We start from the raw sequence: 12,504 nt of genomic DNA, 5'->3' as shown, positions 1-12,504 counted from the left end.
ACCGTCAGCATATCGGTCCCGCTCCGCACGATGAGCCCCAGGGACGGCTCAAATCCCCACTCCCACAGGCCTCGATCCAGTATTCTGGGGGCAGGTCGACCTGTTGCAGACGACCTTGGCCCGAGTAGTCCGGCCCGTGACCGGACGGCGAAGACAGCCTGAACCTGCACAGCGGGAATCAGCAGCTCAGAGGCCATCGGCATGATGCCGTACGGCACCTTTCAGGTTCGCCCTGTACGCCAGGCGTGCTCGGGTCACGGGACTGTGTGCGCTGCGAGGGGACGACCGTGGGAGACAAGAACCGGGCGCTGAAGGCTGCTGCCCGCAGGTACATGGAAGAGTCCGGCGAGACGTCGCTGCAGGCCGCCATGCGGCATGTTCGCCGTGAGTACGAGCAGGGCCAGCACGGCGACGACGAGCCCCAGGAGCGGATGGGCTTCGAGGAGGCCGCCTACGCCGACGAGTACGAGTACCGGCCTCGGGTGATGGGCACCGGCTACTTCGTCGCGTGGGGTGTGCAGGAGCTCCTTGGCCTCGGCCAGGTCCAGCAGCTCGTTCAGCACGCCGAGAAGAATGGCCAGCCGGGCACCCCTGACCCGATCACCTGCCACTTGTGCGACAAGGTCATCGACGTCACCCGTGAGGAAGTGGTGCACGTCGGCATCGCTCTGCGAGAAGTCCAGCCCCCTGGCGCGCAGAAGCCGACCGAGCTGCAGTTCCCCGTCTGGACGCACGACGGGTGCGGGCACACCCGCGTCTGGTCCTGGTCCCAGCTCACCCTCGCCCGGCGCCGGCGCGATCTGCCGATCGACACGGCGGACCTCCCGCCCAAGCAGCACCGCCGCGGCCGGACCCCGACCGAGGACTACTACGTCTTCACCATGCCTGAAGACAGCCCGCCCGTGATGTACCTGCAGCCCGGCGACGCCCACCGGCACGGGCCGCTCGGCTTCCGTGCCGACCGGCTCTCCGACGGCCTTCCGCCGCTCGACCTGGAGCGTGACGAGCCGCGTTCCTTGCCCGAGTGGTCAATCGCCGCCGACCGTACGGGGCTGCTCTACATCGAGCGGCAGGGCACCGGCCGCTGGTACCAGCCGCCGACCCCGTGGGCGCCCCCGCCCCAGTGGCTGGCCGCCGCGCACTACCACCAGGGCGCCATCTTCCTGACCGCTCCGGCTGCCTCGGTCCCCACGGGGAAGCTCGACGCGGGCACCAGCAACCTGGCGGACCTGCTCGCCGTAGGCCGCGACGACCTGCTGTTCGGGGCGGTCATGACCGTCACCGGTCTCGCCTGACGCTCCCCCGCCACGCCCTGAAAGGCGCCGTCATGCCTTCATCCGTCACGGCTGGCCGCAACCTGTACTGGGACATCGTCCAGCGCCGCGCCGCGGACTTCTACGGCATCGCCCAAGCCCCGGACAGCCAACTTCCGGCTGTGCTCCCTCTATTGCTCCAGCACACCGCCGAATTCGGTCTCCCCTGCACTACCCACGTAGCCCAGATGGTCCTCGCGGCCATCGTCCATGAGGATTGCCCCGCCGACTGCCGTACGCCGCAGGGCACCGTGGACCTCGACGCCCTACTCCCGCCCGACACGTCCACTGCGACCGTCGAGGCCGTGCTGAAGGCCGCCGAGACTCAGCACGGCCTCTTCGACATGCCCCTCGCCGAGGGCATGTCAGCCGCAGAGGAGCAGATCGAGGCGACCGTGCGCGCCCGAGATGCCATCCAGGACGCGCTGCGTGCCGTCCCCGACGGGACCGCGGGCCGCGGGCGCATGATCGAGCGCTTCTGGGAACTCCGGGACGATCCCCGGGCCCTCATCGCCGTCTCCTGCGTGACCTTCGCCGCGGTCCAGGCCGTCGTCGCGCGCTCCCACTGACCCCACCGAGCCGAAGGGCAACCGATCTTGAAGGACGACCTCAAGTACGAGACCGACGCCGAGGTGAACACCACCGACCTGATGTCGGGCAAGAAGATCACCGTCGACGAGATGGCCGTGGAGGTGTTCGCCATCGAGCTGAGGCTGCGGCAGCTCGCGCGGGCCGCCGAGGTGCCGGACACGCCCGTCGAGCTGTCCGACACCATCGACAACCTCCGCTCCTGGGCCTCCAGCCTCCGGACGACCGGCGACGCCCTGAGCTTCCTTGCTCGCGTCGTCGCCGGGGATGTGCCGCTCTCCACCACCTTCCTCAACGCCGGTGACCCGTGGGGCGCGGCTGCCCGCGGTACTGACCGGGCGGACTACGGGGGCCCGGCGATCGTGCCCACCCACTGGCAGTTGACGCGCTTGGCCCAGGACGCGAAGCGGGCGCCGACGACCACCACGTACCCGGAGGCCATGGCCGGGGTCGGGCTCGGCTGGGAGTCCAAGTCGGCGTCGATCCGCCGGCGGCGGGAGCGGGATGCGGCGGTCGCCCGCGAGGTGCTGCTGATCCGTTGCGAGCGGTGCGGTTCCAGCGACGGGGAGCAGTGCCGTACCAACAACGGCCGCGTCTCGGAGAAGCCGCACGCCGGACGCCAGCGCGAGGCCGAGGCGACTGTCGACGGGCGCTTGGGGCATCTCGGTGAGAACCCGGTCGCGGTGCCCAACGCCTGATCCGGTGAAAGGCCATATGGCGGCCGTACGCACTCGCGGCGGCCGCCATACTCGTGTGCATGGACAAGACGCCCAACACCCCGTACGAAGCGCTTCTCGGCCTGCCTGCGCCCTCTGCCGACGTACGCGCGGAGGCACTGCACTTCGAGGCGGTGGGCAAGGCCTGTGACTTCTGCGCTGGCGGCATGATCGGCGCGGCCTCGCAGCCCGCGGTGTGGGCGTACCCGTGCGGTGAGGCCGTGAACAAGGTGTCGATGGGCGAGTCCGGCGCCACGATGGACTTCCCGATCCAGGCCGGCCTTTGGTACGCGTGCGAGCGCTGTCACCGCTACATCAAGGGCAACGGCTGGTCTGCGCTCGCCAAGGAGATGGGGTACCCCGAGGGCCACGCCGGAAGCGACGCGTGGCAGGCGTTCCGCGTGGCCCGGAAGAAGGGGCCCGGCTACCGGTGGCCGCTTGTCGACTCGAAGACGCCCGACGTGTACCCGGCGGCCGCGAACGCCTGGCGGGACACCGTTGCCGAGTACGACGGCGAGGAAAGGGCGGCGCTGGACTCGGTGACGCTGGTCACCGTCATCATGGGCACGCTGTATGCGCGGACGGCGAGCGAGGAGACCGTGGAGTACCTGCGGGACACGGTGGGACCGGACCTCGTGACGAAGGTCCGGTCCCGGTTGGGCAACGAGATGCACATCGCGCTGTACGCGGACGTCGCGGCCGCGTGAACTGCACCTACTGGATGGGGTGTTCGCCGAGCCAGTCGTCCAGGTCGTGTGCCGTGCCGAACACCTTCGGCCGGTTGGTGTTGAAGTCGTCGGCGCCCAGGTCCTCGCCGACGGCGTAGCCCTCTTCCATGGTGTCGATGAGCGCGTAAGCCTCGGTCCAGAACTCGGGCCCGACGCTCTTCTCACCGTTCATCGCCGTTCGCAGGGTGCGCGCGGCCTTCACGGCGGTCGTCATCTTGTCCCAGCAGGTGCCGGCTTCCTTCGTGCACTCGCTGTCGAGGTACATGGTCCCGGCCACGTCCTGGAACGCCTTGCTGGCCTCGCTGAAGCTGGGCGCTGCCGCAGACGCTGTCGGCGACTTCTTCGCGTCGGCCTCCGCGTCTCCCCCGCACCCGGACACTCCCACTACGGCCGCGATGGCGAACGTGATGCTCGCGGCGGCCCCCCACCCCTTGATCATGTGCAGATCATGCCACGGCCCCGCCAAAGCGGGGCCGTGCAGAGCTGAGTTAGCCGCTGACCGTGGCCGAGTTGCTGCCCGCCTCCGCGGCCGCGACCTTGGCGACGCGTCGGGGAGCGGCCACCCACACCTTCGAGCGGTCCCGGGTGCCATGCGGGACGACGTACCCCTGCTCGGCCCAGACCGTGAAGGGGTCGCTGATGCCTCCGCGGGAGGCCACCCCGTCCGGCTTCAGCGCCTGGAGCTCCTTGATCGTGACGCCACGGGCGCCCGCCTTCTCCACGGCCTCCCAGAGCTCCTGACGGTTGTCGGGGACCTCGCTGCCGTCGGGGAAGGTGGGTACGGCGCGCAGGAACGGCCGGCCGCCGCCCGGTCCGGACGGCGGATTCGGGGGCGTGGGCGGCTCCGGCGGGGTCGGGTCGTCGTCCGGCTCGTACTCGTGCGCCGGGTGCGGACGGGCCTCCGCTCCGTCGTCGTCCAGGGCGTACCGGTGGGTGGTCGCGCCGATGTCGTCGGCCGTCATCAGGTAGGCGCGGGCCTCGATCGGCTCCTGGTGCTCGCGGTCCCAGCGCAGGAACTTGCCCGGCGCGTCCAGTTCGTCAAGGGTCCAGCCGTCGCCGTAGGCGCCCGGCCCGTAGATGAGGTTGGCGGTGGTGGACTCCTTGGCGCCCAGGCCGATACGCACCTGGTACTGCTGGCGGCCGTCCGTGGACCCGCCGAACACCTTGTTGGACGGGGACTGCGTCGCGCACACCAGCGTGATGCCGACGAACCGAGCGACCTGCAGAAGGGACTCGACGAGCTTGGCGGCCGCCGGGACCTTCCGCACGAGCTCGGCGAGTTCGTCGATGAAAACAAACCAGGCCGGTCCGTGCTCGCCGGGCACCCACTTCTTGACGGGCTTCCCCGACTCCTCGCTCAGGTCGCGCAGTTGCTGTCCCCGCCGCTCGACCTCCGCCCAGATCATCTTGAGCAGCTGCATGGCGCGGCTGGGGCTGTCGGCCAGCCCAAGGGCACAGCTCCGCCACGGCCCCAGCTCAACCGCCCCCGGCTTGAGGTCGATGAGCAGGAACTCGGCGTCCCGGCAGGCGGCCGCCCAGGCAATGAGCACGTTCAGCAGGCCCGACTTACCGTTGTCGGTCGCCCCGCCAATAAGAACGTGGTTGTAGAGCATGGCGATCTGCACCAGCTCGCCGTACGCGTCTACGCCGAGAACAGCCGGCTCCGTGCACGTCGACGTCGACGGGCCGGGCCACAGGATCGGCTCGGCGAGCGGGTCGGTCTCGTACAGGGTGACGATCAGCTCGTTGTCGTGCTCGCCCTTCGACAGGCGAACGCGGCCGGGGAGCCCGAGGTTGTTGGCGAACTGGTCCCGGGCCGCGATGACCTTCTGCGGGGCGGTGTTGCGGCCAGCGGGGAGCTCGACCGTGGCACGCCATCCGAACGGGGTGTAGTCGAGGGAGGTCACGTCGACCTGGGCGACGGACAGCATGGCGACGAGGGCCTTGACGAGCTTGGTCTCCTCGCGGGTCGCGCCGGTCAGGCTCGGTGCTTCGGTGTTCGTACCGAGACCGTCGACGGTGACCCCGGCCTTGGCCGCCTTCACCTGCAGCGCCAGGCGCTCGTGGCGAGACTTCGTCAGCCACGGGCCGTAGACGGCGTACGCGGCGCCCCCGGCCAGGCCGGACACGATGAGGGACGGCACGGACGGACCGGTGGCGGCGCCGACCCACGTGTTGGCGAGAGCGATCGTCCCGCCGACGCCGACGTTGGCGATCTCCTTGTGCTTGGTGGCCAGGCCCTTCCAGCCGAGCGCGGCCGCGCCCAGGGTGGCGAGACCGTATGCGGCGTGCTCCTGCCAGGTGACCCCGGTGACGTGGTGCCACCAGGACATGGCGGTCAGGCCGAGGTCGGCGGCCGCCGGCGCGAGTTCGAAGCGGCGGCGGAACGTGTAGCGGGCGACGGCGAGACCCGTCGTACGGGCACGCCCCAGGGACGGGGACATGAAGGCCTCCGGCAAGTGACGTGACGGGATGCGAGCGCAAAACCCCAGGTCGGGGGCGCGTCACGTCACGTCAGCGGCAGCGTGGAGGCCGTAGGGACGTCGTTCAGGCGGATCGTGCTGTGCAGCATCGCGGGCTCCCAGTCGTGTGCGGCCGGGGGTGGGTTCGCTGTGTCCCACTCCGGCCAACAGCCCACGGAGGGCTGCGGTGTTGATGATCAGGGTAGCGCGATGGCTTCGATCGGAGCGTGTGTGAGTTCCGGCACCAGGTGCTCGAGGAACGCTTCCTCCAGCGTTCCGAGGGTGGGCGCGGGTGGCGTCGACCAACCGCAGGCGCACAACGCGGCGACTCCGCCTTCGTCCGGGTAGCGCCGGGTCACGGGACGGTGCTGCCTCCACGCGTGGCTGTGATCGGGGCACACGTACAGGGCGCCCGCTCCCGGCCCGGCTACGCCCTTCCAGCCGTCCGGCCAGGGCTGGACCCAGTCGAACACCGCGGGGCAGGCCGGAACGAGGCAGGCTCGCAGGACGACGGGGCTCAACGGCTGTACCGGGGCGTACATCACGCGGCGGCCGCGAGAAGCGGGACGAGGTGCACCTTCTCCAGCTTGGCGCGGTACACCTGACGGCGGCCGCGGTGAACAGCTCGGCGGGCGAGGCACAGTTCGCCGGCGGGGACGTGGCAGTCCGGGCAGGCCACGCTGAACGCTCCGTGCTGATACAGGCGCAGGGTCTCGTACAGCCCGTCCAGGACGGGGTCGGTGATGGTGCTGGCCGTGTGCAGCATGATGCTGGTCCTCGTGCTCCGTGAGGTGATCCGACTTCTACTCCGAGGAGACGGGCCAGGGCTCCGACTCATTACACGGCCGCTCAACTTTTGCTGTCAGCGGTGTAACGCGGTGGGGCCGGGTGTCGTCGTTGTGGTGAAGGGGGCGGCCGCCGGGCGCCCTGCGGTGGTACTCGGGCACGTGCCCGACCGGAGGCACGGGAGCCGAGGAGCTGTGAGTCATGGGACGGCGAAGCCGGAATCGTCGCGGTATCCGCTACACAGTGAATGCTTTCGGGCCGAATATCCAAAGCTGCTCGGGTTCACCATGCAAAAATTCCGGCTGTCTAAGCCGGATGCCGAGGATATCGTGATGAAGCTGGCGGCGGAGTCCTGCAAGCACGAATTCGCGGACGTGGAGGAAGTCAGGAAGTTCCTCTGGAACCGGATCATCAGCCGCGGCATCGATTTCATCCGGGCCCGGAACCGGGTGGGCGACCTCGTGCAGGCAGTGGGGGCCGCGGTGGCGTGCGCCGCAGACGAACGCCACGGAGACCCTGCGGCGTCAGTGCCCGATCGCCTCTTCGCCTTGGAGGTACTGGCCCAACTGCCCGATAAGGAACGGGAGTACGCGGCACTGATCCTCTCGGGCCTCGCCCCCGAGGAGTTGGCGGAGCAGCTCGGGATCAAGCCAGGTACGGAGCGCGTGCGCAGGCATCGCCTCACCGACAAGATCAACACCCTCGTCACGGAGAGCCGGGAGGCGCAGCGATGACCAACGAGCAGATCCCCGACTTCACCCCCGCTACATCGTCCGAGGATGTTCGTCTCATGCAGTTCGGAATTCGCCCCGACGATCTCAAGGCTCGCATTTTTGAGGACGATGTTAATTCCATTGCTCTCGATTTCCTGCACGCAGTGGCGGAACATTTTAGTATGCCGTTCGAGCCTGCCGAGGTATCTGACGAGGAAATCAATGAGAAGGCGGCACTCATCTTCGGCGAGGACTTTCCCGAAGAGTCAGAGGGGATCGAGGAGCCTGGAGAAGAGGAAGAGGGGACCCCCGGGCCCGATGATGCCTCGGGGAATTATTGGTTCACCCCCTTCGAATTCTCCCTGCGCCTGCCATTGAATGTCCTGAACGCACGAGACGAGGCGACAGCGTTCTGGTTCTTGCCGATGCGTACCGATCGAGAAGCCACGCACAGCAAGTTGGTCAGCTTCCCGCACGCTTGGAGGCCGCGTCGGCACAAGCGGTCGTTCCCCAACCCACTGATGGCGCGAAGGGATCGTCCAGCAGCCGAACTCGACGTCCACTCGGAGCACTGGCTCACTACGCTGAAGGGACCGAGCAGCCAGATCGAGGGGCTCAACGAGCATCACCTGTTCGTGTTGGCACTGCCGCAGCGGCTCGATGCCAACGGTCAGCTCTGCAGGCGCTGCTCTCCCGAACAGCCTTCCAGCTCTGGCAAGTTGGCCCAGGGTGGGTCAGAGACCCTGCTGGTGCTGTTCGACTCTGCGTCTCTCAGCACCGCCAAAGTCGCGCCCTGGAAGCAGCACAGTGCAGCGGTTGGCGAGTACCAGTGGCGAAGCCTGGACAGGGGCCGTAGGTGGCTCAAGGAGGTGGCAGAGCTCTTTAGCGAGCGACGGGAGGTAGCCCGCAGCGAGGTAGGAGCGGTGCTCTGGCTGACTGACCCGCAGTCGTCGACCGACTCTCCTGGCGCCGCTGCGCTAGTCCCTGTGCCTGAGTGGCTCCAACCTGCCCGAGACCACTTGCCGCAACTGTCAGAGCTTTGGGATTCAACGCTGCGAAATCATCTTGCGCACGAAATAAACGATGCTTGCAGGAAATGACGCGCAGCAATTACGCACTCAACATTTCCTTGAGGGAGGTTCGTAGATAAGTAAGTAAGTTAGAGCGTGCCGTAGACGGCACGCCATTCGGCATGTCAACGGCCAGCCCTCAGCGGATGGATCGCGGCACGAACACCCAGCGCGCAGGATGACCGCAGGGCGTACGAACAAGCGCCCTAACGGGTGCTTTTCCGGCGAAGCATCAGAAAAGCGACCCACGGAACGGGCCCCAGGAGGGCCGAACGCGGGCATCCGTGGGTGATCGGGTCGCCGATGTCACGGGAGGCCGTCAGCGGGCCGCACGACGTCGCGCACCCGCCCCTACTCCCCCGTCCGGGCTAGTGTCGCCTGCTTAGGCTCGCCTTACCTCCTATTCCTGGCAGAATACGAGGTACTGAGGCAGGGTCACCGGGACCCGGCGTCAGCAAGGTTTCAGGCCTTGAAAGTTGACAGTGTGAACGAGCGAGGAGCGCGCGCGTGACCCTGACCGAGTTCGACCCCGACACCCGGATGCCCGTCGCCGTACGGCACGAGAGCGAGACCGGGTGGGGCCGAAAGCTCCTCGCCGAGCATGGCGTCGCGCAGTTGGAGGAGTACGTCGTCGCCGACCTCGTCGAGGAGGTTCCGGAGAACTGCCCGGCCGCCGCCGGCGGGATCGAGACCGTCACCACAGTGGACGGCGACGTCACCCAGGTCACCGCCTGGGCCCGGTGCACCGCCGCGGCGTGCGTCGCCACGGGCGCGGCGCTGGACACCCTGAACACCGAACCGTTCGTCCATCTACTGGCGGCCAAAGACCTGACCGCGGCCGTCGCCGCCTGCCGGGCCCAACTCGCCCTCCCTGCCATGCAGTTCACCGACACCTCCGCGGATGCGGCGGTGGTGTGGGCGTACCGCACCGGGGTGCTGCGCGAGGTGCTGATGTACCTCTCCTTCCAGGCCCTCACGTACACGGCCCACGGCGAAAGCCCGGCCGAGGCGCGGCTGCACACCGCAGTGGAAAGCGTGCGGGCCCGCGGCGCTGCACTTGGCCTCGACCTCCGCGGCGGCCCGTCCGACCTGGCCCAGCTGAACACTGCCGACGACACCGTGTGGGAACGCACCGCCCGCGCCCTGCACACCCTCGTCGCCGACCTGGCCCCGCTCGTGGAGCAGCACCCGGTCCGCACGGGCGCGCGGTGACCGCCGACCCCCCGGCGGACATGAACTATCCGCCGATCCGGAACGGCATGGACTACCTGCGCAGCGTCGTCGCCCACCTCGACCGCGAGGAGCCCGGCGAGCGAGATCTGAAGTACGCCGTCCTGCACCTCCAGGCGGCCACCGAGGTCCTCCTCAAGGCGCTCCTGGTCGCCCTCGACTGGACTCAGGTCTTCAGCAAGCCCGCCGAAGCCGATCAACTCGCCTATGAGCAGGGGGAGTTCAACAGCTGCCGGATCGAAGACGCGATCAAGCGGCTGCGCGGCCTGGGTGTGGAGATCGCGCCGGAGGACAAGGGGAACATCACCCACCTGGCCCAGCAGCGCAACCGCCTGCAGCACTTCGGACTGACGGCCGCCGCCCCGGCCATCGAATCCCGCGCGGCGCAGGTGCTGGACTTCCTCATTGCCTTCGTCGGCGACCACCTGCGGCCGGGCCTGACCGGCGACGACGCGCAGCACCTGGAGCAGGAGATGCGCCATGTGCGGGAGGCGCTGCCGCGGATCCGCGGCTACTCCGCGATCATCATGGAGCGGATCGCGCCCGAGCTGGCCGGTCGCGAGTGGTACACCCTGCGCTGCCCTGACTGCGCGAAGTGGGCTCTGCTCGCCGAGGGCGGCGCGGTGCGCTGTCTGTTCTGCGAGACGGACTGGGACGCCGAGGCCTTCCCGCTGCCGTACGTCGTGGGGGTGTTGGGGCACTCCTGGCGCGAGTACCGCAAGGACCCCACCGGGCCCGCCGCGCAGTGTCCCGAGTGCGGCGCCTACGCCCTAATCGGCGGGGCGCACGTGGCCGCCCAGCCGGAGGAGGACGTGCAGTACTGCTTCGGCTGCTCGGAGGTCTTCAACGGACTGGAGCCCTGCCTGCGCTGCGGCCAGCTCTACCAGCCGGGCCCGGACCACGTCGCCATCTGCAACGACTGCCTAGGGAGCATGGGGTGAGCACCACAGCGACCAAAGCGACCGAGCAGGACGACGTCGTCGACGCCGAGCTCGTCGACGACGAAGCATCGGTGCGACTGCTGCCCGCAGGCGTCGCAGGGAACGGCCCCGCGGCGTTCCGGATCACCCGTGACACCCTGCTCGTCGAGGGCGAGCTCCCGCCGAATGCCGACCGGCAACCCACCTTCACCGCCCGGGATTTCACGGTCCCGAGGACGGCCAAGGAGCGCGCTGGCCGACGTGGTGCCCGCAACACCCGGGTCAACCGCGACTCGACCCGGGAACGCTTCGCCGCCTGGTGCGCGCGCGAGGGGCGTATCGCGCAACCGTCGACTACCACGGCGAACGTCGTCGCCTACTTTGATCACCTGATGGAGGTGGGCAAGGACAAGGACGGCAGCCAGTACAGCCCGGACTCCCTGCTCGCCTACCTCTCCCGGATCATCACCTGGTACCCGAAGGGCGAACGCCCGGACGCCTCCCTGGTCCGCGACATGATCGAGGACTACCGGCTGGAGGACTACATCCCGGCTGGCGGTGAGCGGGAGCAGGCGGCCGGCCTCACCTTGAAGTACCTCGTCCCGGTGCTGGGCAAGATCGACGAGTCGACGCGTATCGGCCGCCGCGACGCCGCCATGCTGGTCATCGGCTACGGCAAGCTCGCCCGCGGCATCGAGAGCGCCGACCTGCTGGTCAAGTCCGTGCGCGTCGTCGACACGGGTGTGTGGGTCTTCACCGCCAAGTCCAAGACCCGCCGCAAGGGCAAGGGGAAGTGGCGGTTCATCCGCGACCGCGCCGACCTCCAGGTCGTTCGCCGGGTCCGCGCGTGGATCGCCGACCTGCGCGAACTCGGCGCCGATGCGCCGAATCTCCCCTTCTTCCGAGCCTTGACGGTCAAGGGCGCGCTCAAGGGCCGTGGCAACGCCACGGTGCGCGGCCTGCACCTCTCCGGCCGGGCCATCAACGAGATCGTGAAAAAGCGCGCGACCGCCGCCGGCGTCGAGTACATCAACGGTTTGAAGGTGACCAGCCACTCCCTGCGGGCCGGGCCGAATACCGACCTCAAGCGCGCGAAGGTGTCGCTGTCGGAGCGCAACGAGGCTGGCGACTGGGGTGCACGCTCCACCCTGGCCGACACCGACTACGACCGCCCAGACGACACTGTGGACGTCACGGACAAGGACCCCCTCGACGCCATCCCACTCTTCGGCCGGTTCGAGGAGCAGGCCGAAGAGGTATAAAAGCGCAGGTCACAGCCTCTTTCTGTAGTGGGTGGTGTGAGCCGGGTTCCACACGTCATACTCGACCCATGGCGGACATCGAGATCGACCGTGTCACCCGGGACACGCTGGAGGCCCTGGCCGAGGCCGAGGGGCTGCCCCTAGCCGACTATCTAGCGAAGGTGGCCGAGGAGAAGCACCAGGAGAACGTGCTGGCCGAGGGCGCCGCCATCTTCCGCCGGGTGACCGGTGACCCCGCGACGGTGGCGTCCTTCGACGCCGAGTTCGGCGGCCCCGCGCAGGTCGACCGCGCCCCGCGGGCGGCCTGACCTGTGCCTGGTGAGTACTACGTCGACTACCGGTGGTTCCTCGAGCGCCAGGCGGAACTGCTCGACGATCTAGCAGTCAACGACTACTCCGTGTTCGTCGGCCTGGCGGCCCGCCACAAGGTCGACCCTCCCCGTCACGACCAGCACCATCCAGACGCCTTCTGGCGGGCCGCGGTGATCCTGGAGGAGTGCGTGGTGCTGCGCCCGCTCCCAGCCCGCAACGAGCTGTACGGCTACGGCTTGGCCCTCGCGTACCTGGGGATGCACGGGGAGCAGATGAGCACGAAGTTCGAGGTGTGGCGTGAGCTGATCGCCGACATCCGTGCCCTGCGGCTGGACTCGTACGGCATCGCTGAGCGGCTTCGGTCGCTGCGCCTGCCGTCCACCTGACCGGTGGCCGCCCTGTCG

The 12,504-nt window shown here is 68.7% G+C and carries 14 protein-coding genes; 11 read left to right on the top strand and 3 right to left on the bottom strand.

What is annotated here, in order from left to right:
- Positions 1–287 precede the first annotated feature (287 nt).
- Genes ACFY0U_RS40475 through ACFY0U_RS40460 form a run of 4 tightly spaced genes read left to right on the top strand, consistent with a single transcriptional unit; the run spans position 288 to position 3,324 of the window.
- Entirely contained in the window at positions 288–1,295 is a 1,008-nt protein-coding gene (locus ACFY0U_RS40475; RefSeq protein ID WP_388644839.1) for a hypothetical protein, read from the top strand.
- A 32-nt stretch (positions 1,296–1,327) separates the two neighbouring features.
- Entirely contained in the window at positions 1,328–1,882 is a 555-nt protein-coding gene (locus ACFY0U_RS40470) for a hypothetical protein (RefSeq protein ID WP_388644837.1), read from the top strand.
- Between the two features lie 27 nt (positions 1,883–1,909).
- Positions 1,910–2,599: a hypothetical protein gene (locus tag ACFY0U_RS40465; protein ID WP_388644836.1), complete on the top strand. Its 690-nt coding sequence runs from the start codon at positions 1,910–1,912 to the stop codon at positions 2,597–2,599.
- A 59-nt stretch (positions 2,600–2,658) separates the two neighbouring features.
- Entirely contained in the window at positions 2,659–3,324 is a 666-nt protein-coding gene (locus ACFY0U_RS40460) for a hypothetical protein (RefSeq protein WP_388644834.1), read from the top strand.
- Positions 3,325–3,331: 7 nt separating this feature from the next.
- Here the strand turns inward: ACFY0U_RS40460 and ACFY0U_RS40455 are convergent, their stop codons facing one another.
- From ACFY0U_RS40455 to ACFY0U_RS40445, 3 genes are all read right to left on the bottom strand, one after another.
- Entirely contained in the window at positions 3,332–3,784 is a 453-nt protein-coding gene (locus ACFY0U_RS40455; protein WP_388644832.1) for a hypothetical protein, read from the bottom strand.
- 49 nt (positions 3,785–3,833) lie between these two features.
- Positions 3,834–5,789 carry an FtsK/SpoIIIE domain-containing protein gene (locus ACFY0U_RS40450; RefSeq protein ID WP_388644830.1) on the bottom strand — a complete coding sequence of 652 codons (1,956 nt, stop codon included), beginning with the start codon at positions 5,787–5,789 and terminating at the stop codon, positions 3,834–3,836.
- A 559-nt stretch (positions 5,790–6,348) separates the two neighbouring features.
- Positions 6,349–6,573 (bottom strand): hypothetical protein, encoded by a 225-nt coding sequence (locus ACFY0U_RS40445; RefSeq protein ID WP_388644828.1) that lies wholly within the window; start codon positions 6,571–6,573, stop codon positions 6,349–6,351.
- A gap of 214 nt (positions 6,574–6,787) precedes the next feature.
- Here ACFY0U_RS40445 and ACFY0U_RS40440 point away from each other — a divergent pair, with 214 nt between their 5' ends.
- The 7 genes from ACFY0U_RS40440 (at position 6,788) to ACFY0U_RS40410 (ending at position 12,486) form a co-directional block, all read left to right on the top strand.
- Positions 6,788–7,327, top strand: a complete 540-nt coding sequence (locus ACFY0U_RS40440) for an RNA polymerase sigma factor (RefSeq protein ID WP_388644825.1) — start codon at positions 6,788–6,790, stop codon at positions 7,325–7,327.
- Positions 7,324–8,406 carry a hypothetical protein gene (locus ACFY0U_RS40435; RefSeq protein ID WP_388644822.1) on the top strand — a complete coding sequence of 361 codons (1,083 nt, stop codon included), beginning with the start codon at positions 7,324–7,326 and terminating at the stop codon, positions 8,404–8,406. The genes ACFY0U_RS40440 and ACFY0U_RS40435 overlap by 4 nt, the downstream gene beginning before the upstream one ends.
- Before the next feature lie 477 nt (positions 8,407–8,883).
- On the top strand, positions 8,884–9,588 hold the full coding sequence (locus tag ACFY0U_RS40430) for a hypothetical protein (protein ID WP_388644820.1): 705 nt from the start codon (positions 8,884–8,886) through the stop codon (positions 9,586–9,588).
- Complete coding sequence (locus ACFY0U_RS40425) at positions 9,585–10,547, top strand: hypothetical protein (RefSeq protein WP_388644817.1); 963 nt, start codon at positions 9,585–9,587, stop codon at positions 10,545–10,547. The genes ACFY0U_RS40430 and ACFY0U_RS40425 overlap by 4 nt, the downstream gene beginning before the upstream one ends.
- Entirely contained in the window at positions 10,544–11,788 is a 1,245-nt protein-coding gene (locus ACFY0U_RS40420) for a hypothetical protein (protein ID WP_388644816.1), read from the top strand. Before ACFY0U_RS40425 ends, ACFY0U_RS40420 begins: the two co-directional genes overlap by 4 nt.
- Before the next feature lie 68 nt (positions 11,789–11,856).
- Positions 11,857–12,096, top strand: coding sequence for an antitoxin MazE7 (locus tag ACFY0U_RS40415; protein WP_388644813.1), 240 nt, complete (start codon positions 11,857–11,859; stop codon positions 12,094–12,096).
- 3 nt (positions 12,097–12,099) lie between these two features.
- A complete protein-coding gene (locus tag ACFY0U_RS40410; protein ID WP_388644810.1) occupies positions 12,100–12,486 on the top strand; it encodes a toxin Doc in 387 nt (128 codons plus the stop codon).
- Positions 12,487–12,504 lie beyond the last annotated feature (18 nt).

The sequence above is a fragment of the Streptomyces sp. NPDC001536 genome (assembly GCF_042894505.1).
Lineage (GTDB): Bacteria > Actinomycetota > Actinomycetes > Streptomycetales > Streptomycetaceae > Streptomyces.
This window is presented reverse-complemented; position numbering and strand designations above follow the sequence as displayed.